Origin of the sequence: Rathayibacter tritici (assembly GCF_002932875.1) — a bacterium.
In the GTDB taxonomy this organism is placed as follows: Bacteria; Actinomycetota; Actinomycetes; order Actinomycetales; family Microbacteriaceae; genus Rathayibacter; species Rathayibacter tritici.
The window spans coordinates 90023-108270 of the sequence record NZ_PSWS01000062.1 but is presented as its reverse complement, the minus strand read 5'-3'; the positions used below and the strand labels follow the sequence as shown (position 1 = coordinate 108270).

Below are 18248 nucleotides of genomic sequence, written 5' to 3'. Positions count from 1 at the left end.
CGGGTAGGTGCGACAGCGCTCTTGCGCCGTACGGCGCCCACGTCTATCGTGCAACCATATGGTTGTACAAGCGGACCCCGAGGTCGATCTGCTCTTTCGGGCGCTGGCCGATGGCACCCGGCGCGACATCGTCGCCCGAGTGCTCGTCGGTGAGCAGTCCGTCTCGGCGCTGGCGGCCCGATACGACATGTCGTTCGCGGCGGTGCAAAAGCATGTGGCCGTCCTCGAGCGGGCGGCTCTCGTACGCAAGCGCCGCAGTGGTCGGGAGCAGTTGGTGCAGGGCGAGGTCGCCACGGTGCGGCGGGTGTCGCGCCTGCTCGACGCCTACGAGCAGCTGTGGCGGGGGAGGGTCGACCGCATGTCGGACCTCCTCACTGAGGAGTGACCACCCGGGAGCCGACCGGCTCGCGGGACGTGCTAGAAGGAGACGCACATGACCGTGCTGCAGTCCATCAAGGACATCGAGGAACTGACCCTGACCGTCACCGCCGAGTTCGACGCGGGTATCGAGCGCGTCTGGCTCCTCTGGACCGACCCGCGCCGGCTTGAGCGCTGGTGGGGGCCACCGACCTGGCCCGCGACGTTCGAGCGGCACGAGCCCGTCGAGGGCGGACGCAGCGCTTACGTCATGACGGGCCCGGACGGCGAGCAGGCGCGCGGCTGGTGGCGGGTGACCCGCGTTGAGGAGCCGAGTCGGTTCGACTTCGAGGACGGCTTTGCCGACGAGCGGGGCGATCCGGTCGACGCGATGGGCGTGACCCGTGCGACCGTCGTCCTCGACGAGGTCGCGCCGGGGCGGACGCGGATGATCCTCAGCAGCCGTTTCGAGTCGGTCGAGCAGCTCGAGCAGATGATCGAGATGGGCATGGAGGAGGGGCTGCGCCAGGCGATGAGCCAGATCGACGCGATCCTGCTCGAAGGCTGATGCGCTGCGCGCTACCGCTTGGTGTCGGTGCGGGGTAGCGGCCGAGGTTTCGGAGGGTGGAGGCGGACTGGATCCTCAGCCGGGCCTGTCGCTCGTCATCCAGGCCAGCGGGCAGCACCCGTTCGTACTCCGCCTCGTGCCCGGCACTGTCGTGGGCGCCGCCCAGCTCGAATGCGGCGACCCGGTCGCTCCCCGGGGAGCGCGCGGTGCGGCTAGGAGGAGCTCTCGCCGGATCCGTCCTCGGACTCAGAGGAGGACGCCGCCGCGACCGGAGCGGCGCGACGACCGGCTTCGATCAGCGCGGTCGACGCAGCGGCACCGCCGACGAGCGCGAAGAGCGCCCACCCCGCACCCCACGTCTTCTTGCCGATCAGATTGTCGAAGGAGAGCGCGCCGGGTCCGTCCGCGACGATCGCGGCCGTCGCCGCCACCAGGACGCCGTTGTACTCCCAGCCGCCGCCCGTGTTCCAAAGTCCGTTGCTCCAGTGCACCTTCCGCACAGCGGTGACCATCGTCGCGATCAGGCCGGCAGCGGCGAGCGGAGTCGCGGCACCCAGCGCCAGCGCCGCGCCGCCAGCCGTCTCGGTCACCGCCGCGGCGACCGCGTTCCGCCGAGCCGGGTGCAGCTCCAGGCTCGACATCATCTGCTCGGTGCCGTCCAGGCCCGGGCCGTCGAACGAGCCTCGCAGCTTCTGCAAGCCGTGTCCGACGAAGAGCCCGCCGACGGCGAGACGGAGAATGAGCGAGCCGACCTTCATGGTGACCTCCGGGAGGGGTGGGGACGTGTAGTGCGAGGCTCGCGGGTCGACAGGTCCCGGTCAAGGGGTCGCGCTCAGAGCATCCTGTAGGCAGAAGCGTCCATCATCACGGTCCCATCGGTGCAGACCTCAAGCTCGGCGGGAGCGCGGACCGCGCCGTCGTCGGCGTCGAGGACCTCGGCGACCAGGGCGGCGGAGGTGCCGACGGTGCAGCCGTACGCGCCGGGCGAGTGCGAGGCGACCCGCACGTCCGCCCGGGCGCCCGACGCGACCTCGATCAGACCCGGCGGGTTCGGGCCGGAGGCGTCGGCGACCGCGCTGATCCGGGTGCCACTCGCGTCGATCGCGTACACGCCCGGGATACCGGCCAGGGTGCAGGCGCTCGAGGAGACATTGGTGAGCACCAGGTCGAAGGCGCTGCTGCCGGCGCCGGACGCGCCGGGATCCGGGCGGTACTCCATCGTCAGGTCGGAGCCGGTACAGCGAGACGTCGAGGGCTCGCGAGCCGGAGTCACCGCTGCCTGAGGAGTCGCGGTCACCGTCTCGGTCACGGTCGGCATCGGGACCGGCGGTGCGGTCGCAGTCGCGGTCGCAGTCGCAGTCGCGCTGACGGTCGGCGTGGGCAGCGGCGTCCGCACCGTGGACGGCCCGTTGCCGCCCGCGCAGCCGCCGAGCAGGAGGACGAGTGCTGCTGCCGTCAGCGCCCGGGCGGCGAGGCGCGGCGAGAACGTGCTCATCCCGGCAGTCTGGCACCGTCCGGAGCGATTGGACACGGGTCCTTGGTCTCGCTTCGAGAACATGGCGGTGGGTGGGGCGACCCGGAGAGGAGGCCCGCCCGCCGCGCCCGGCTAGAGGCGGACGATCATTTTGCCGGTGTTGCCGCCGTGCATCATCGAGAGGAACGCGTCCACCGCGTGGTCGATGCCCTCGACGACGGTCTCGTCGTAGGCGATTCTGCCCTCGGCGAGCCAGCCGGACATCAGCCGATCGAACGCCGGCGCGTGGTCGAGGTAGCCCGAGAGGGTGAAGCCGCGCAGCGTGAGCCCGCGGGTGATGATGTTCGCCATGTTGTCGGGTCCGGCGGTCTTTCCGGTGCTGTTGTAGCCGGCGATCGCTCCGCAGAGCGCCGCCCGCCCGCCGTCGCGGAAGGCATCGAGCGCCGCCTCGAGGTGGTCGCCACCAACATTGTCGAAGTAGACGTCGATGCCGTCGGGCGCCGCCTCGGCCAACTGCTCGCGCACGGGACCGGAGTGATAGTCGAAGGCGGCGTCGTAGCCGTACTTCGTCGTCAGCAGCGCGACCTTCTCCGCCGAGCCCGCGGATCCGATGACCCTCGTCGCGCCGAGTAGCCGCGCGATCTGGCCGGCGGCCGAGCCCACGGCCCCCGCGGCTCCCGACACGAAGACGGTATCGCCCTCCTTCATGCCGGCGATCGCAGTGAGCCCGACGTAGGCGGTGAGCCCGGTCATGCCGAGGACGCCGAGGCGCAGCGAGAGCGGGACCCCCGGGATCTCGGGGACGACGCGGAACTGCGACGACTCCGCCTGGGCGATGTCGCGCCAGCCGAGCTGATGGAGGACCGCACTACCGACCGGGAAGGCCGGATCGTCGGAGACGGTGACCCGGCCGATGGCGCCGCCGGTCATGGTCTCGCCGAGGGCGAAGGGCGGGGTGTAGCTCTTCACGTCGTTCATCCGGCCGCGCATGTAGGGGTCGACGGAGAGGAAAGCGTTCTCGACGCGGACCTCGCCCGCGGCCGGGTCGCCGTACTCGACGCTCGCGGTGCGGAAGTCCTCGGCGACGGGCCACCCGTCGGGACGGCGGACGAGCTGGATCTGGGTGCTGGTGACGGAGGTCATGGCGCCTTTCGTGGTGGTGGAGCGGAGCAGGTCAGAGGGCGAGGCCGACGGCGAGCGCGATCACCGCGAGCAGACCCGGAGTCATCTGGGTCAGTGCGGCACGGCGGTTGGTCGGGGCGGAGAGGAGGAGGACGAGCGCCGCGGCAACCATCGACCCGGTGCCCGCGAACACGAGCGCGGCGCCGACGGCGACAGCTCCGGTCGCGACGGCGACGATGCCGACCACGGTGACGATCGCGAGGAAGAGGTTGTAGAAGCCCTGGTTGTAGGCCATCTCCTTCGTCGCTTCCGCCTCGCTCGCGGTCGTGCCGAATGTCGAGCGCGCGCGCGGGGTCCTCCAGAGGACCGACTCGAGCACGAAGATGTAGACGTGCAGCACCGCGGCGAGAGCGGCGAGCACCAGTCCGAGAACGATCACGGGAGCCTCCAGCAGATGTCAGCGGCACGAAGGGTTCCGGGCCGTTTGTGTATCGACCGGTCCACAATATACTGAGCGCGTGGCCCGCGCCAGTGCGGTCCCGCATCCGTCACCGGTCAGGAGGAGGCGCCGTGGGTCGCACGCAGGGCTTCGACACCGTGCAGGTCGTCCGCGCCGCCCGCGCCGTGTTCTGGGAGAACGGCTTCGAACAGGCGTCGCTCCCGGACCTGGAGTTCGCGACCGGACTGCGCCGCTCCAGCCTCTACCACGCCTTCGGCAGCAAGCGCGGACTCTTCGACGCAGCGGTGCAGAGCTACCTCGACGAGATCGTCCGGCCGCGGCTGGCGCCCCTCGTCGATCCCGCCGGAGTGTCACCGACGGCGCTCGCGGACTACTTCGCTGGGCTTCGGGTGGCGCTCGCCGATTCCCGGACACTCTCGGCCCGCAGCGGCTGCCTCCTGCTCAACGCCGCGGCTGCGCCGATCGCCCGCGACGACGCCGTGCGCGAGGTGATCGCGGACTACCGCGCTGAGCTGGTCGGTGCGCTGCGGGCGGGAGCGCTGGCCCGCTGGCCCGACAGCCCCGAGTGGGCCGCCGGGCAGGCCGAGGTCCTGGTCTCGCTGCTGGTGGCGGCGCTGGTTCTGGCCCGCGTCGATCCGGTGCCGTCCCTCGAGACCGTCGACGCCGCGCTCGCTCTGGTGCGGTCGTCTACCCCGGGTTCCGTCGTCTCCTGAGCCGCGGCCTCAGTCGGTGCCGGCGTCGAACGCCGCACCCTCCGAGGCCAGATCGGTCGCTCGCCCGAGTGCGTCGGCGGCCGCCGAGCCACCGCCCGCGGTGATCGCGTCGGCCTCGCCGATCTCGAGCTCGCCGACAAGTTCGGCGGTCGCGCCGCCGACCAGGCCGGCCGCCGCGTACTGCTCGAGCCGCGAGCGGGAGTCGGCGATGTCGAGGTTGCGCATCGTGAGCTGGCCGATGCGGTCCTCCGGGCCGAAGGCGGCGTCGCCCACGCGCTCCATCGAGAGCTTGTCGGGGTGGTAGCTCAGCGCCGCTCCGGTGGTGTCGAGAATCGTGTAGTCGTCGCCGCGGCGCAGTCGCAGAGTGACCTCGCCGGACACGGCCGAGCCGACCCAGCGCTGAATCGACTCGCGCAGCATCAGCGACTGCGGGTCGAGCCAGCGCCCCTCATACATCAGGCGGCCCAGGCGACGGCCCTCGGAGTGGTACTGGGCCACCGTGTCCTCGTTGTGGATCGCGTTGAGCAGGCGCTCGTAGGCGATGTGGAGCAGGGCCATGCCCGGGGCCTCGTAGATGCCGCGGCTCTTCGCCTCGATGATGCGGTTCTCGATCTGGTCCGAGACGCCCAGGCCGTGGCGCCCGCCGATCGCGTTCGCCTCCAGTACCAGCGCGACCGCATCCGAGAACTCGACGCCGTTCAGTGCCACCGGGCGGCCGGCCTCGAAGCGCACCGAGACGACCTCGGAGGCGATCTCGACCTCGTCGCGCCAGGACGCGACTCCCATGATCGGCTCGACCAGCTCAAGGCCGCTGGAGAGCTCCTCGAGGCGCTTGGCCTCGTGGGTGGCGCCCCAGATGTTCGCATCGGTCGAGTAGGCCTTCTCGGTAGCGTCGCGGTAGGGGAAGCCGCGCGCGACGAGCCACTCCGACATCTCGGTGCGGCCGCCGAGCTCGTTGACGAACTGCACGTCCAGCCACGGCTTGTAGATGCGCAGGCGCGGATTGGCGAGCAGGCCGTAGCGGTAGAACCGCTCGATGTCGTTCCCCTTGTAGGTCGAGCCGTCGCCCCAGATGTCGACGCCGTCCTCGCGCATCGCGCGGACGAGGAGGGTGCCGGTCACGGCTCGGCCCAGGGGAGTGGTGTTGAAGTAGGTCTTCCCGCCCGAGCGGATGTGGAAGGCGCCGCACTGCAGCGCGACGAGTCCCTCCTCCACCAGGGCGCTCTTCGCGTCGACGAGGCGCGAGATCTCGGCGCCGTACTGCGCCGCGCGCGAGGGGACGCTCTCGATATCGGGCTCGTCGTACTGGCCGATGTCGGCCGTGTAAGTGCAGGGCACCGCGCCCTTTTCGCGCATCCAGGCGACGGCGACGGATGTGTCGAGGCCTCCCGAGAATGCGATTCCGACACGCTCGCCCACGGGCAGACTGCTCAACACTTTCGACATGGCTCCGATTTTAGGAGGTTCCGAGTAGCTCTCGGTGCCGCAGGCGCCGGTGAGTAGTTCCGCCCACCGGGGATGGACGGCCGGCTCAGGGCGTGCGATCCTCCGACGGATGCTCGCCCGCCGGCGGAGCCGCTCACTCCCCACCTCGAAAGGGTCACCTGTGCCGCTGCCACCCTCCCGCCGCCTTGCGGCGATCACTCTTACCTGCCTTCTCGCGTCCGGGGGAGCGACGGTCGTCGCGCCTCTCGCGACAGCGCTGCCCGCCGCCACGGCGTCCTCGGCCTCCTCGGCGTCCTCGGCCTCCTCGGCCTTCGAGCCGGGCTCGTCCTCCCGACCCGCTGCTGCGTCGGACGGCTCGACTCTGAGTGGTGCGCAGACCTACTACAACGCCCTGGTCCCCGGCGAGTACCTGCTCCCCGGCGAGAGCCTCGCCTCCTCGAACGGCGCCTTCACCTTCGAGATGCAGTACGACGGCAACGCGGTGATCTACGACGCGGCGCGCCGTCCCGTCTGGAGCACGCTCACCCAGGGGATCGGATCGATTCTCCGCGTGCAGGACGACGGCAACGTCGTCCTCTCCGCCGACTCGGGCGCGCCGGTCTGGAGCACGGGGACCGACGGCAACCCCGGAGCCACCCTCCTGCTCGACGGCGACGGCCGGCTCGTGGTCCACCGGACCGACTCGAGCATCGCGTGGAGCTCGCGCGATACCCGTCCGGCAGTGCAGGACACGCTGGTCAGCGGGCAGGCGCTGCGGTCGGAGCAGCAGCTCACCTCGAGCGACGGACGCTCGCGCGCCTCGATGCAGCGGGACGGGAACTTCGTCGTCTACACCGACGGCTCCCCGCGCTGGAGCTCGGGCACTTCCGGCAGCGGCAACCGGCTCGAGATGCAGACCGACGGCAACGCGGTTATCTACTCGCCCAGCGGAGGAGCCCGCTGGCAGTCCGGCACGTCGGGTGAATCCGGCGCGCGCATGGTGATGCAGAACGACGGCAACCTCGTGATCTACGCCGCCTCGGGCCGCCCGGTCTGGTCGAGCGTCACGCCGCCGGCACCGGTCATCCGCGACGTCCTCGCCGGCGGAGCCGAACTCCAGCGCGGACAGCAGCTCACCTCCAACGACGGCGGATCGCGCGCCGCGATGCAGACCGACGGCAATGTCGTCGTCTACTCCGGCGGGTCCGTGCGCTGGACCGCGGGCACCCAGGGCCAGGGTGTGCGCCTGGTGATGCAGACCGACGGCAACGCCGTGGTCTACTCCGCGTCTGGTCGCGCCGTGTGGCAGTCGGGTACCTCGGGCAACGGCGGAGCGCGGATGGTCATGCAGAACGACGGCAACCTGGTGATCTACTCGGCGTCGGGTCGAGCGCTGTGGTCCAGCTACTCGCCGCCGGCTCCGCCCGCCCCCACCTTCAGTGACACCCTCTACGGCGGCAACCGCCTGACCGCCGACCAGCGGCTGCGCTCCTCCGATGGTCGGAGCGAAGCGGCCATGCAGGGCGACGGCAACTTCGTCGTCTACTCCAACGGCGGTGTCCGGTGGACCGCGGGCACCTCTGGCGGTGGCAACCGCCTCGAGATGCAGGCCGACGGCAACGCCGTGATCTACTCGCCCTCCGGTCGTGCGCTCTGGCAGTCGGGCACGGGGAACAACCCGGGCTCGCGCATGGTGATGCAGAACGACGGCAACCTGGTGATCTACTCGTCCCAGGGCCGCGCGCTCTGGCAGAGCAACCAGCCGGCGCCTGCGCCTGCGCCTGGCCCCGGTCGGCCGGGCAACCCTGGGGACGCAGTCAACTGCAGCGACTTCTCGTCGCAGCCCGCTGCGCAGGAGTGGTTCGACCGCTACTACCCGTACTACGGCGACATCGCGGATCTTGACCGCGACGGTGACCGGATGGCCTGCGAGGCGAACTGAACGCCGCCGATGGGCCCGTCTTCCGATCTGGGGGACGGGCCCATCGCTGTCCCGGATGGCTCGGGCGCACCGAACCGGCACTCGGCCGAGCATCCTGAAGCAGTACTCCGCTGACGACGCGGATCGGAAGGACGACATGACTCCGACAACACCCGCCCGCGAGAGCATCCTGACCACCCCCGACCAGCTCGCCGCGCTCCTGCTCTCGCCGGAGCCGCCGCTCGTGCTCGACGTACGCTGGCAGCTCGACCGGCCGGACGGCCGCCCCGAGTACCTCGCGGGCCATCTGCCCGGTGCGGTGTACGTCGACCTCGACCACGAGCTGGCCGCCCACGGCGAGCCGGAGGAGGGGCGCCATCCGCTGCCCCCGATTGAGGGATTGCAGGAGGCGGCTCGCGGATGGGGAATGCGCCGAGGCCGAGCCGTCGTCGTGTACGACGACGCCCAGAACGTTGCGGCAGCACGAGCGTGGTGGCTGCTGCGGGCGACGGGGGTCGAGGACGTCCGCCTGCTCGACGGCTCACTCCCGGGCTGGATCCGTTCGGGGCGCAGGCTCGAGGCGGGCGATGTCCCCCGCGAGCGCGGCGATGTCGAGCTGGCCTACGGGCGTCTCCCGGTGCTGGACATCGACGAGGCGGCGGCGCTGCCCGTGTTGGGCGTCCTGCTCGACGCCCGCGCTCCCGAGCGCTATTGCGGCGAGGTAGAGCCGTACGATCCCCAGGCGGGCCACATACCCGGTGCACGAAACGCCCCGGCCTCCGCGGTGCTGGACTCTGAGGGGCGGTTCCGACCCGCCGACGAGCTGCGCGCGGGATTTGAAACGCTCGGTGTCGGGGAGGACGCCCCGGTCGGGGTGTACTGCGGAAGCGGCGTCTCGGCCGCGCTCGACGCGGTCGCGCTCACCCTCGCCGGCTTCGCTCCGGCCCTCTACCCGGGCTCCTGGTCGCAGTGGTCGAACACACCGGGCCGGCGGGTGGCGACCGGACCGCGGGCCTGACCCGCGGAAGCCTCCGCTCGGGAGTCCCCGGCGCGGCCGGACCTCAGCTCAGGCGGGAGTGCTCGCCGAGGTGATGCCAGGTGCGGTTGTGGTAGACGAGCGGAGCCGTCGACTCGGAGTCCTCGGGTACGTGCGCCTCGAGCGCGTGCACGGCGACGATCGTCGACGAACCCGCCTCCATGCGGTTGATCACCGTGCCGCGGATCCAGGCGGCCGCGCCCGGGAAGAAGGGTTCGCCCGTGGGCAGCCGCGACCAGAGCGACGTGTCGGCGAAGCGGTCGATGCCGCTGGTCGAGCCCAGGCGGGCCAGATCGAGCTGTTCCGCACCGAGCAGGTGCACGACCAGCGTCTCGGATGCCTGGATCGCGGGCGAGCTGGACGAGGCGGACGAGAGCGAGAACACGAAGAGCGGCGGCTCAGCGCTGACCGAGAAGACGGAGGTCGCGGTCAGAGCGACGGGGCCGGTTCCCGGGTCGGCGGTGATCAACGCGACGCCGGCGGCGTGGTTGCGGAACGCCAGCTTGAACTCCTCCGGCGAGAGCCCGGCGAAGGCGTGGTGCTCCGGTACGCCGGCCGGGGTGGCGGCCAGATTCTCACGGCTCATCGGAGACTCCTGATCGATCGAGGGTGCGGCACGGGACGCACCCCGCCGTCGCGCCGCAGCACGGCCCCTCCAGCCTGACGCACCGGCTGAGGAATGGGCGCCCCATTGCGGAGTATGACGCGGCGACCGCCGACCACGCCGCCCTCCTCCCTCCGCCGGGGGGGACCGCGCGTTTTGCAGGGGACCGTGCGATTCGCAGGGGACCGTGCGATTCGCAGGACATGCTGCCCGGAAATCGATTTCCGCCGCGACGTCGGCCGGATGACGTTCGAATCCCCTGCACACGGCACGCTGTCCTGCACACGGCACGCTGTCCTGCACATGGCACGCTGTCCGGCGGATGGCACGCCGTCCTGCACATCGCACGCCCTCCTGCGAATCGCGCACCCCGCGCTCGCCCTCAGCGCAACCCGTCGCCCCCGCTCCTGCTCGCGCGCAGACTCGAGAACATGGCCCACCGTCAGCGCACCTCCAGCCAGCACCCCGAGAGCAAGACGTGCGTCTCCTGCGGCCGCGAGATCGAGTGGCGCGCGAAGTGGGCGCGCGACTGGGAGGCGGTGCGCTACTGCTCCGACGCCTGCCGCCGCCGCGGAGTCGGCCCGGAGGAGGCGCGACTCGAGGACGAGATCCGTACCGTCCTGCTCGCGCGGGCTCCGTCCTCGACGGCGTGTCCGTCGGAAGTGGCGCGGCGGGTCGGCGGAGAGCAGTGGCGACCGCTGATGGAGCCGGTCCGCCGGGCCGCGCGCCGCCTCGTCGACCGGGGCGAGATCGAGATCGTGCAGGGCGGCCAGCTGGTCGACCCGTCGCGCGCCAAGGGCCCCATCCGACTGCGGAGGCGCCCGGGCGGCCCCCTGTCGCCCGACGGTGCCGCGGGCTAGCCTCAGCAGATGCCCAGCAGCGACGCCGTCGTCCTCACCGTGCCCGGACCCGACGGCGATCGGGAGGTGCGGATCTCGAGCCCCGGGCGCGTGCTCTTCCCCGAGCCGGGCATCACGAAGCGAGAGGTCGCGGAGTATCTGATCGCGGTCGGCCCTGCGTTCGTCGCGGCCAACGGGGGCCGCCCCGTCTCGCTGCAGCGCTTCTCCTCCGGGATCGAGGGCGAGCAGTTCTTCTCCAAGAACCCGCCCAAGGGCGCACCGGAGTACGTGCGGTCCGTCCCGGTGACCTATCCGAGCGGACGGGTGCACCCGCAGCTCGTGATCGACGAGCCCGCCGCCGCCGTCTGGGCCGCCCAGATGAACACGGTCGTCTTCCACCCCTGGGCCTCCCGGGCCGACGCCCCCGACCTGCCCGACGAGCTGCGGATCGACCTCGACCCGCAGCCCGGCACCGATGTCGCCGACGCGGTCGTCGCGGCGCACGCGTTGCGCGAGGTCCTGCGCGAGGCCGGCCTCGAAGCGTTCGTGAAGACGTCCGGCAACCGCGGGCTGCACGTCTTCGCGCCGATCGTCGCCGAGCACGAGTTCCTCGACGTGCGGCACGCAGTCATCGCCGCTGCGCGCGAGCTCGAGCGGCGGATGCCCGAGCAGGTCACGACGGCGTGGTGGAAGGAGGAGCGCGGCGAGCGCATCTTCGTCGACTTCAACCAGGCCAACCGCGACCGCACGATCGCCGGCGCCTACAGCCCCCGCCCGCTCCCGCACGCGCCGGTCTCGACTCCGCTGGACTGGGACGAGCTGGACGGTGTCGATCCGCGCGCCTTCACGATCCGCACGGTCCCGGCGAGAGTAGCCGAGCGCGGCGATCCGTGGGAGCGGATGCACGAGGCTCCCGGTCGCCTCGACGCCCTGCTCGGCTGGTGGGAGCGCGACCTCGCTCAGGGTCTGGGCGAGCTGCCGTTCCCGCCGGATTTCCCCAAGATGCCGGGGGAGCCGCCGCGCGTGCAGCCCAGCCGCGCGAAGAAGTCCCCGCCGAGCACGTCGCCGAGGTCGTAGGCGGTCGGCTGCTCCAGCTGCTCCATCGTGCAGGACGCCGCCTCGCGGTCCGGGCGCCAGCGCTCGAACTGCACGGTGTGCCGGAAGCGGTCGCCCTCGCGCTGGTCGTAGCGCACCTCGAGCACCAGCTCGGGCCGCAGGCGCACGAAGGAGGTGTCGCGGCCGCTGGAGAACCGGCTCCGCTCGCCGTCGCCGCGCACCGGCTCGCCCTCCGCGTCGCGCACGACCGCAGGCGCGAGTTCGTCGAGCAGGTGCACTCGCCGCTCGTCACTGAACGCCGAGGCGCCACCGACCTGGCGCACCTCGCCGTCGTCGCCGTGCAGCCCGAGCAGGATCGACCCCACTCCCGGTTTCGAGGCGTGCTCGCGGTAGCCGATCGCGATCACGTCGGCCGTGCGGTGGTGCTTGACCTTGAGCATCGTGCGCTTGCCCGGGGAGTACGGCGCGGCGAGGGGTTTAGCCACCACGCCGTCTAGTCCCGCGCCCTCGAAGCGCTCCAGCCAGTCCCGCGCCAGGTCCTCGTCGGCCGTGGTGCGGCCCAGGTGCAGCGGATGCGGCGCCCCGGCCAGCAGCTCGGCGAGCGCCTCCCGCCGCACCGAGTACGGCTCCTCGAGCAGGCTGCGCCCGTTGGCCGCGAGCAGGTCGAAGGCGACGAGCATCGCCGGAGTCGTCTCCGCCAGCATCGTCACGCGGCTGGCAGCGGGGTGGATGCGCTGGGAGAGCAGGTCCCAGTCGAGCCGCTGCGCTCCCGGCTCGCCGGTCGCCAGCACGATCTCGCCGTCGAGCACGCAGCCGTCGGGGAGGACCCGGAGGAACGCCTCGACCAGCTCGGGGAAGTACCGCGTCAGCGGCTTCGAGCCGCGGCTTCCGATCTCGCACTCGCCTCCCGAGACCGACACGATCGCGCGGAAGCCGTCCCATTTGGGCTCGTAGGAGTAACCGCCCTCGACCGCGTTGCGCGCCGGTACCCGCGGCACCGCCTTGGCGAGCATCGGAGCGAGTGGGAGCGCGAAGGGCAGGTCCATCTGCCGATCATCCCGGCCCGGCCCGCCCTGCGCACCCCCTTCCGGGAGGCTGTGCACTGCCTCATTCGCAGCCGCCGCGGTGGTTCGAGGCGTAGCGTCTCCTCCATGAGCATTGACTGGAAGCGCTGGACACCTGTCGTCGTGGTCCCCGCAGTCGTCGTCGCCGCGGCCGTCGCCCTCCCCCTCTCCGCGAGTGCCGCAGGAGATCTCCCCGAGAAGTCGGCCGCCGACCTCCTCGCCTTCGTCGCCGAGAGCGACGCCACCGCCTTCTCGGGCGAGATTCAGCAGAGTTCCGACCTCGGACTGCCCGACCTTTCTGCCCTCGGCGGCTCGACCGGTGCGACGTCGGGCTCCGCCGACCCGATCGACGCCCTCGTCGAGATGGCGACCGGATCACACCAGGCTCGGGTCTATGTCGACTCCGAGCAGGGCGCACGCCTGCAAGTGCTGGATCGACTGGCCGAGCGCGACGTGATCGCCTCGAAGACGGACGGCGTCTGGGTCTACGACTCGGGTGCGAACACCGCGACGCACCACTCTCCGCCCAGCGGAGCGGTCCACGAGGGCACTCCGAGCGACCAGGTTCTCACGCCGTCCTCGGCCGCCGAGCACCTGCTCGCCGCGATCGACCCGACGACCTCCGTGGCCGTCGGATCGGATGTCCGGGTCGCCGGGCGCGACGCGTACGAACTCGTTCTCACCCCGCGTGACAGCGGCACTCTGGTCGGCTCCGTGAGCGTCTCGGTCGACGGCCAGACCGGTCTCCCGCTCGGCGTGACCGTGACGGCCCGCGGCGGCACCGCTCCCGCCTTCAGCCTCGCCTACACGAGCATCGACTTCTCGAGGCCTGACGCCTCCCTCTTCACGTTCACGCCCCCGGCGGGCGCTCAGGTGTCGGAGAACGCCGCGCCGGTCGACGACGCGACCGATGTCCCCGCTGCCGAGACCCCGTCGACCGATGCCCCCGACTCCGTGACTCCCGGTGACGCCGATGTCACGACCACTGGCTCCGGCTGGGGCACTGTTGTCGAGCTGCCCGCGGGCAACCCCGCGGGTCTCGGCTCGCTCGAGGCGATCACGACGCGGGTCGATGGTGGCCGCGTCCTCTCCTCCGCCCTGCTGACCGTGCTCCTCACCGAGGACGGTCGCGTCCTCGCGGGCGCCGTGACGGTCGAGACGTTGCGCGACGCGGCTGCCGCTCGGTGACGACGGGCGAGCTCGCGGTCCAGACGCGGGGCCTCACCAAGCGATTCGGGCGTCAGGAGGCGGTCTCGAGTCTCGATCTCGCCGTTCCGCGTGGCGCCGTGTTCGGCTTCCTCGGCCCCAACGGCTCGGGTAAGACGACGACCATCCGGATGCTGCTCGCCCTGGCCGCGCCGACGGAGGGCAGCATCACGGTCCTCGGTTCGGCGATGCCTCGGCGGGCCGGCGACGTACTCCCCCGGGTGGGTGCGCTGGTCGAGGGCCCGGGCTTCTACCCGTTTCTCTCCGGAGCTGCGAACCTCCGCCGCTTCGACGCCGCGGAGGAGGGCACCTCGCCCCGCACCCGCGACAGCCGCGTCACGGAGGCCCTGGCCCGGGTGGGCCTCTCCGCCGCCGCACGCAAGAAGGTCGGCTCCTACTCACTCGGGATGAAGCAGCGGCTCGGCATCGCCGTCGCCCTGCTCTCGCCCCGCGACCTGATCGTGCTCGACGAGCCGACGAACGGTCTCGACCCGCAGGGGACTCGTGAGGTCCGCGCCCTGGTGCGCGGCCTCAACCAGGACGGCACCACGGTCCTCGTCTCGAGTCACCTGCTCGCCGAGATCGAGCAGCTCTGCACCCATGCCGCCGTCATGCGCACCGGACGCCTGGTGGCGCAGGGCGGCCTCGATGAGCTGCGGGGCGACGCCGCCGCCGTCGAACTTGCGACCCCCGATCCCGAACGCGCCCTCGTCGCCCTCCGCGCTCGCGGGCTGGAGCCGCGCACCGCGCCGGGTCCGCACCCGGCCGATCCGCCGCTCGTGGTCGCCGCCCTACCGTCGGGGCTCGCGGGCGAGACGCTTGTCGCCGACCTGGTGCGGGCCGATGTCCGAGTCCGCGGCTTCGCCGTCCGCCGGCCCTCGCTCGAGGAGCGCTTCGTCGAGCTGACCGGGGAGGGCTTCGATGTCGAGCGCTGAGACCACTGTCCGCCGCGGCGGGATCGGCTCGCTGCTCGCCTCCGAGCTGGCCCTGCTCTTTCGACGTCGCCGCACCTGGGCGTTGCTCGCAGCCTTAGCCGCCCTCCCGATCCTGCTCGCCGTTGCGGTGCGGCTCTCGGGAGGTGACGCCGGTGGCCCGTCCTTCGTCGGCGCGATCGGTGGTAACGGCCTGTTCACCGGATTCGCGGCGATCACGGTCGCCGTGCCGCTCTTCCTTCCGCTGACCGTCGGGGTCGTCGCGGGCGATGCGATCGCGGGGGAGGCGTCGCTGGGCACCCTGCGCTACCTCCTGGTCAGCCCCGTCGGCCGCGTGCGGCTGCTCGCGGTCAAGTTCATCGCGTGCGTCGCGTTCTGCCTAGCGGCTGCGCTGACGGTGATGGTGGTGGGCGTCCTGATCGGCTTGGCGCTCTTCCCGGTCGGACCAGTGACGATGCTCTCGGGCACGACCGTCCCGCTCGCCGATGCGATCGGGCGCGCCCTGGCGATCGCGGTGTACGCGGCGCTCTCGCTGGTCGGGCTCGCGGCGGTCGGCCTCTTCATCTCCACGCTGACCGATGTGCCGGTCGGCGCGATGGCGGCCACCGTCGTGATCTCGATCGCGGCGCAGATCGTCGGCTCGCTCTCGCAGCTCCAGGTCCTGCACCCGTTCTTGCTGACGGACCACTGGTTCGACTTCGCCGACCTACTGCGCGACCCGATCGCGTGGGGTTCCTTCGGCGAGAACGCGCTGCTCCAATTGGCCTACGTCGCCGTCTTCGGCTCGCTCGCCATCGGGCGCTTCACCACCCGCGACGTTCTGTCCTGACCCTTGTCGTGCTGGTCAGCCCTGCGGAGTGATCTCGAAGCTGACGGAGCCGCCCTCATCCACGTGCGCGTCGAGCACCTTGTCGCCGAGCACGACGGAGGCGGCCCCGTCGAGGAAGAGACGGGCTCCGTCCTGCTCGACAACGGTGTCCGTTGGCTCGGGGGCCGCGGCGACAGCGACCGCGAAAGTGCTCGCGTCGAGGTCGGTGCCGGTGATCCGCAGGCCGCCCCCGATGGGGGTCTGCGTCTGTCCGGTGATGGTCGTGACGACGGTGCTGGCGGTGTCCGTGAGCGTGAGCATGGGGTCGTTCCTTCCGTTCGTGGTCGATGAGGGGGCAACGGTGCCGAGATCCGGCGGCAGACTCACGGCGCCGTGGCAGACGTGGAGGGGATGCACACCCGGGCGGCACGCGCAGGCCCGCGGTACTCCCTGCCACACTGGCCGGATGCACCCCGCCGACTCCTGCCCCTGCGGAAGCCGCCGCCGCTACACCGACTGCTGCCGCCCTGCCCACCTCGGCGAAGAACCCTCGCCGACGGCGGAGCGCCTGATGCGCAGTCGCTACAGCGCGAACGTCCTCGGCAGCGCCCCGTACCTGCTCGCCAGCTGGCACCCCTCGACCAGGCCGCGTCGCATCGACCTTGATCCGGAGGTCCGGTGGCGGCGCCTCCAGATCGTCGACACCTCATTCGGCGCCGAGGGCGACGAGGAGGGCCTCGTCGAGTTCCGCGCCTCCTACCGCTCGCCCGCCGGTCCCGGCCTTGTGCACGAGCGGAGCCGCTTCCTGCGCGCGGACGGCCGCTGGCTCTACGTCGACGGCGAGATGCTCGACGACGAGGCCTGACCCGCCCGAGCCGTCCTACTCTGGAGGCATGGCCAAGGACTTCCGCCGGGCGGACGACGCGTCGCGCTACGAGCTGCACCTCGACGGGGCCCTGGTAGGCGTCCTCGACTACCGCGAGAAGCCCGACAGCGTCTCGCTCATCCGCTCCTTCACGACCCCGCCCTTCCGCGGCCGCGGGCTCGCGGGGGAGCTGGTCGCCTTCGCCGTCGACGACATCGAGGCCGCCGGCGGCCGGAGCGTGGTGCCGATGTGCTGGTACGTCGGTCAGTGGTTCGAGCAGCACCCCGAGAAGGCGCACCTGCTCGCCCCCGCCTGATCCGCCCCCGCCTGATCCGCCCCGCTCACGCGCGAACCGCGGGCTCCACTCCGGCGAGGTCCGGACCGAGGCCGATGTCGATAAGGCGCAGGCGGCCCGCGTAGGAGTCGGCCGGAGGCAGCAGCAGACCAGCCTTGATCGCGCCGAAGGTCACCGTGATGTCGGCGCGCAGCACCGTGGAATCGGGGACCGACCCGTCGTCGGGGTGGATGCCGCTCGGCAGGTCGACCGCGACGACCACCGGGCGCTCGGAGCGCCGCTCCAGTGCCGCCAGCACCGCCTCGACCACGGTGCGCGGACGTCCCCGCAGTGCCGGCTCGGTGGCTCCGATGCCGAGGATCCCGTCGACCAGAACGTCCGCGCGAGCCACCGCCGCAGCGAGGCCCGGCGCGTCGTCGGCGGAGACCTGCCCGCAGCCCTCGTCGAGCGCGACGGCGAGGCCGCGGCGGTGCGCCCGCTCCGCCGTGAGCACGAGGGCCACGTCGGTCCCTGAGGAGGAGAGTTCGGCAGCCGCGTAGAGCGCATCGCCGCCGTTGTCGCCCGGCCCGACCAGCACGAGCACGAAGCCCGGTCGGGAGCGGTCGGAGCGGCCGGCGAGCACGAGCCGCAGCTCGCGGGCGAGACCGCCGGCGGCCCGCTGCATCAGCGGCTCCCGACGGGCCAGGTGCGGCGCCTCGGCTGCTCGCACCTGTGCGGACGTGTATCCCTCGACCATGCGTCTTACTGTGCGCGCCGCACCGCTCAGCTGCAACCCCATCAGCTCTCCTGCACTGCGCGGTCCGACTCCTCGACGATGGCCCGCATCGCGGCTTCCGCCCCGTCCGCATCCCCAGAGGCGACCGCTGCCGCCACCGCGCGGTGCAGCCGCACCGCCGTCGAGTCGGCCTCCCGCGGCATCAGCGCGTTGCGGGTGCGGCCCGCCAGCACCTCGGCGACCAGATCGCCCAGCTGCGCGAGCATGCGGTTGCCGGAGGCGGCCAGCAGGGAGCGGTGGAAGGCGGTGTCGGCGGCGAGGTAGGCGGATTGATCGGCGGCGCGGGAGTGCATCGAGAGCGCGTCGCCCGCCTCCGTGAGCGCTCGCCGCTGCTCCTTCGACGCGTTCGCCGCGGCGAGCCGGGCGGCCAGCGGCTCCACCCCGAGCCGGAGCTCGCTGAGCTGGTGCAGCTGGCGCCGCCGGTCGGGCCCGTCCAGGCCCCAGGCGATAACCCGCGTGTCCAGGGCGTTCCAGCACTCCGGAGGCTGCACGCGTGTCCCGGCGCGACGGCGGGAGGTCACCAGGCCCAGGGTCTCGAGCACGCGCACGGCCTCGCGCATCACCGAACGCGAGACTCCCCGCCGCTCCGCCCGCTCGTCGGCGCTGAAGGTGGTGCCCGGAGCGAGTTCGCCGCGCACGATCTGCGAGCCGAGTTCGTTCAGCACCGCATGGTGCAGCGAGGGCGTCGGCGCGGGCATGCGGTCATCCTGCCATCGTGGAGGTCGCGT

At 71.9% G+C, this 18248-nt stretch carries 23 protein-coding genes; 12 read left to right on the top strand and 11 right to left on the bottom strand.

The window, feature by feature from the left end; genetic code table 11:
- Window positions 1-58: 58 nt before the first annotated feature.
- Window positions 59-385 carry an ArsR/SmtB family transcription factor gene (locus C5D07_RS12435; RefSeq protein WP_068252504.1) on the top strand — a complete coding sequence of 109 codons (327 nt, stop codon included), beginning with the start codon at window positions 59-61 and terminating at the stop codon, window positions 383-385.
- Window positions 386-433: 48 nt separating this feature from the next.
- Window positions 434-925, top strand: coding sequence for an SRPBCC family protein (locus C5D07_RS12430; RefSeq protein ID WP_068252507.1), 492 nt, complete (start codon window positions 434-436; stop codon window positions 923-925).
- On the opposite strand, the gene C5D07_RS12425 is transcribed toward C5D07_RS12430, so the two are convergent.
- The 5 genes from C5D07_RS12425 to C5D07_RS12405 form a co-directional block, all read right to left on the bottom strand.
- The gene (locus C5D07_RS12425; protein WP_104259448.1) at window positions 813-1175 is read right to left on the bottom strand and encodes a tetratricopeptide repeat protein; all 363 of its coding nucleotides are present in this window, start codon (window positions 1173-1175) and stop codon (window positions 813-815) included. The genes C5D07_RS12430 and C5D07_RS12425 overlap by 113 nt on opposite strands.
- Window positions 1138-1683 (bottom strand): DoxX family protein, encoded by a 546-nt coding sequence (locus tag C5D07_RS12420; RefSeq protein WP_104259447.1) that lies wholly within the window; start codon window positions 1681-1683, stop codon window positions 1138-1140. The genes C5D07_RS12425 and C5D07_RS12420 overlap by 38 nt, the downstream gene beginning before the upstream one ends.
- Before the next feature lie 74 nt (window positions 1684-1757).
- Entirely contained in the window at window positions 1758-2420 is a 663-nt protein-coding gene (locus C5D07_RS12415) for a DUF4232 domain-containing protein (protein WP_170063551.1), read from the bottom strand.
- A 111-nt stretch (window positions 2421-2531) separates the two neighbouring features.
- Window positions 2532-3542 (bottom strand): NADP-dependent oxidoreductase, encoded by a 1011-nt coding sequence (locus C5D07_RS12410; protein WP_068252515.1) that lies wholly within the window; start codon window positions 3540-3542, stop codon window positions 2532-2534.
- A 31-nt stretch (window positions 3543-3573) separates the two neighbouring features.
- Window positions 3574-3960, bottom strand: coding sequence for a DUF1304 domain-containing protein (locus tag C5D07_RS12405; RefSeq protein WP_068252518.1), 387 nt, complete (start codon window positions 3958-3960; stop codon window positions 3574-3576).
- A gap of 131 nt (window positions 3961-4091) precedes the next feature.
- Here C5D07_RS12405 and C5D07_RS12400 point away from each other — a divergent pair, with 131 nt between their 5' ends.
- Window positions 4092-4694 carry a TetR/AcrR family transcriptional regulator gene (locus C5D07_RS12400; protein WP_068252520.1) on the top strand — a complete coding sequence of 201 codons (603 nt, stop codon included), beginning with the start codon at window positions 4092-4094 and terminating at the stop codon, window positions 4692-4694.
- A gap of 9 nt (window positions 4695-4703) precedes the next feature.
- Here C5D07_RS12400 and argG read toward each other — a convergent pair whose 3' ends face one another.
- Complete coding sequence (gene argG, locus C5D07_RS12395) at window positions 4704-6140, bottom strand: argininosuccinate synthase (protein WP_068252522.1); 1437 nt, start codon at window positions 6138-6140, stop codon at window positions 4704-4706.
- 160 nt (window positions 6141-6300) lie between these two features.
- Between argG and C5D07_RS12390 the strand changes: the two genes are divergently transcribed.
- Both C5D07_RS12390 and C5D07_RS12385 read left to right on the top strand, forming a co-directional pair.
- Window positions 6301-8061 carry an excalibur calcium-binding domain-containing protein gene (locus C5D07_RS12390; protein WP_068252525.1) on the top strand — a complete coding sequence of 587 codons (1761 nt, stop codon included), beginning with the start codon at window positions 6301-6303 and terminating at the stop codon, window positions 8059-8061.
- A 136-nt stretch (window positions 8062-8197) separates the two neighbouring features.
- Complete coding sequence (locus C5D07_RS12385) at window positions 8198-9058, top strand: sulfurtransferase (protein ID WP_104259470.1); 861 nt, start codon at window positions 8198-8200, stop codon at window positions 9056-9058.
- A gap of 43 nt (window positions 9059-9101) precedes the next feature.
- Here the strand turns inward: C5D07_RS12385 and C5D07_RS12380 are convergent, their stop codons facing one another.
- Entirely contained in the window at window positions 9102-9662 is a 561-nt protein-coding gene (locus C5D07_RS12380; RefSeq protein WP_068252528.1) for a flavin reductase family protein, read from the bottom strand.
- A gap of 449 nt (window positions 9663-10111) precedes the next feature.
- On the opposite strand from C5D07_RS12380, the gene C5D07_RS12375 reads away from it, so the two are divergent.
- Window positions 10112-10540, top strand: a complete 429-nt coding sequence (locus C5D07_RS12375; protein ID WP_104259445.1) for a DUF2256 and DUF3253 domain-containing protein — start codon at window positions 10112-10114, stop codon at window positions 10538-10540.
- A gap of 9 nt (window positions 10541-10549) precedes the next feature.
- Window positions 10550-11596 carry a non-homologous end-joining DNA ligase gene (gene ligD, locus C5D07_RS12370; RefSeq protein ID WP_181026364.1) on the top strand — a complete coding sequence of 349 codons (1047 nt, stop codon included), beginning with the start codon at window positions 10550-10552 and terminating at the stop codon, window positions 11594-11596.
- Here ligD and C5D07_RS12365 read toward each other — a convergent pair.
- Window positions 11479-12621, bottom strand: coding sequence for an ATP-dependent DNA ligase (locus tag C5D07_RS12365; protein WP_084415841.1), 1143 nt, complete (start codon window positions 12619-12621; stop codon window positions 11479-11481). The genes ligD and C5D07_RS12365 overlap by 118 nt on opposite strands.
- A 105-nt stretch (window positions 12622-12726) precedes the next feature.
- Between C5D07_RS12365 and C5D07_RS12360 the strand changes: the two genes are divergently transcribed.
- From C5D07_RS12360 to C5D07_RS12350, 3 genes are read left to right on the top strand one after another with little or no spacing between them, the layout of a single operon-like run.
- Window positions 12727-13827 carry a LolA family protein gene (locus C5D07_RS12360; RefSeq protein ID WP_068252543.1) on the top strand — a complete coding sequence of 367 codons (1101 nt, stop codon included), beginning with the start codon at window positions 12727-12729 and terminating at the stop codon, window positions 13825-13827.
- Entirely contained in the window at window positions 13824-14780 is a 957-nt protein-coding gene (locus C5D07_RS12355) for an ABC transporter ATP-binding protein (RefSeq protein WP_104259444.1), read from the top strand. Before C5D07_RS12360 ends, C5D07_RS12355 begins: the two co-directional genes overlap by 4 nt.
- Window positions 14767-15606 (top strand): ABC transporter permease, encoded by an 840-nt coding sequence (locus C5D07_RS12350; protein ID WP_068252549.1) that lies wholly within the window; start codon window positions 14767-14769, stop codon window positions 15604-15606. The genes C5D07_RS12355 and C5D07_RS12350 overlap by 14 nt, the downstream gene beginning before the upstream one ends.
- Window positions 15607-15621: 15 nt before the next feature.
- On the opposite strand, the gene C5D07_RS12345 is transcribed toward C5D07_RS12350, so the two are convergent.
- On the bottom strand, window positions 15622-15906 hold the full coding sequence (locus C5D07_RS12345; protein ID WP_104259443.1) for a Fe-S cluster assembly protein HesB: 285 nt from the start codon (window positions 15904-15906) through the stop codon (window positions 15622-15624).
- Between C5D07_RS12345 and C5D07_RS12340 the strand changes: the two genes are divergently transcribed.
- Together C5D07_RS12340 and C5D07_RS12335 are read left to right on the top strand one after the other, a co-directional pair.
- Window positions 15839-16450: a YchJ family protein gene (locus C5D07_RS12340; protein WP_346243095.1), complete on the top strand. Its 612-nt coding sequence runs from the start codon at window positions 15839-15841 to the stop codon at window positions 16448-16450. The two genes, C5D07_RS12345 and C5D07_RS12340, sit on opposite strands and share 68 nt — an antisense overlap.
- A complete protein-coding gene (locus C5D07_RS12335; RefSeq protein ID WP_258061852.1) occupies window positions 16368-16766 on the top strand; it encodes a GNAT family N-acetyltransferase in 399 nt (132 codons plus the stop codon). The genes C5D07_RS12340 and C5D07_RS12335 overlap by 83 nt, the downstream gene beginning before the upstream one ends.
- A 25-nt stretch (window positions 16767-16791) precedes the next feature.
- On the opposite strand, the gene C5D07_RS12330 is transcribed toward C5D07_RS12335, so the two are convergent.
- A complete protein-coding gene (locus C5D07_RS12330; RefSeq protein WP_237358241.1) occupies window positions 16792-17523 on the bottom strand; it encodes an NAD(P)H-hydrate epimerase in 732 nt (243 codons plus the stop codon).
- Window positions 17523-18218 (bottom strand): FadR/GntR family transcriptional regulator, encoded by a 696-nt coding sequence (locus C5D07_RS12325; RefSeq protein ID WP_068252562.1) that lies wholly within the window; start codon window positions 18216-18218, stop codon window positions 17523-17525. Before C5D07_RS12325 ends, C5D07_RS12330 begins: the two co-directional genes overlap by 1 nt.
- Between the last annotated feature and the right edge of the window lie 30 nt (window positions 18219-18248).

What these genes read in the sequence shown, in the direction of transcription:
- argG (WP_068252522.1), bottom strand. Translation starts at nt 6,140, where the DNA reads ATGTCGAAAGTGTTGAGCAGTCTGCCCGTGGGCGAGCGTGTCGGAATC.
- C5D07_RS12330 (WP_237358241.1), bottom strand. Translation starts at nt 17,523, where the DNA reads ATGGGGTTGCAGCTGAGCGGTGCGGCGCGCACAGTAAGACGCATGGTC.
- C5D07_RS12435 (WP_068252504.1), top strand. Translation starts at nt 59, where the DNA reads ATGGTTGTACAAGCGGACCCCGAGGTCGATCTGCTCTTTCGGGCGCTG.
- C5D07_RS12385 (WP_104259470.1), top strand. Translation starts at nt 8,198, where the DNA reads ATGACTCCGACAACACCCGCCCGCGAGAGCATCCTGACCACCCCCGAC.
- C5D07_RS12340 (WP_346243095.1), top strand. Translation starts at nt 15,839, where the DNA reads ATGGGGGTCTGCGTCTGTCCGGTGATGGTCGTGACGACGGTGCTGGCG.
- C5D07_RS12410 (WP_068252515.1), bottom strand. Translation starts at nt 3,542, where the DNA reads ATGACCTCCGTCACCAGCACCCAGATCCAGCTCGTCCGCCGTCCCGAC.
- C5D07_RS12420 (WP_104259447.1), bottom strand. Translation starts at nt 1,683, where the DNA reads ATGAAGGTCGGCTCGCTCATTCTCCGTCTCGCCGTCGGCGGGCTCTTC.
- C5D07_RS12430 (WP_068252507.1), top strand. Translation starts at nt 434, where the DNA reads ATGACCGTGCTGCAGTCCATCAAGGACATCGAGGAACTGACCCTGACC.
- C5D07_RS12365 (WP_084415841.1), bottom strand. Translation starts at nt 12,621, where the DNA reads ATGGACCTGCCCTTCGCGCTCCCACTCGCTCCGATGCTCGCCAAGGCG.
- C5D07_RS12375 (WP_104259445.1), top strand. Translation starts at nt 10,112, where the DNA reads ATGGCCCACCGTCAGCGCACCTCCAGCCAGCACCCCGAGAGCAAGACG.
- C5D07_RS12345 (WP_104259443.1), bottom strand. Translation starts at nt 15,906, where the DNA reads ATGCTCACGCTCACGGACACCGCCAGCACCGTCGTCACGACCATCACC.
- C5D07_RS12380 (WP_068252528.1), bottom strand. Translation starts at nt 9,662, where the DNA reads ATGAGCCGTGAGAATCTGGCCGCCACCCCGGCCGGCGTACCGGAGCAC.
- C5D07_RS12415 (WP_170063551.1), bottom strand. Translation starts at nt 2,420, where the DNA reads ATGAGCACGTTCTCGCCGCGCCTCGCCGCCCGGGCGCTGACGGCAGCA.
- C5D07_RS12325 (WP_068252562.1), bottom strand. Translation starts at nt 18,218, where the DNA reads ATGCCCGCGCCGACGCCCTCGCTGCACCATGCGGTGCTGAACGAACTC.
- ligD (WP_181026364.1), top strand. Translation starts at nt 10,550, where the DNA reads ATGCCCAGCAGCGACGCCGTCGTCCTCACCGTGCCCGGACCCGACGGC.
- C5D07_RS12360 (WP_068252543.1), top strand. Translation starts at nt 12,727, where the DNA reads ATGAGCATTGACTGGAAGCGCTGGACACCTGTCGTCGTGGTCCCCGCA.
- C5D07_RS12350 (WP_068252549.1), top strand. Translation starts at nt 14,767, where the DNA reads ATGTCGAGCGCTGAGACCACTGTCCGCCGCGGCGGGATCGGCTCGCTG.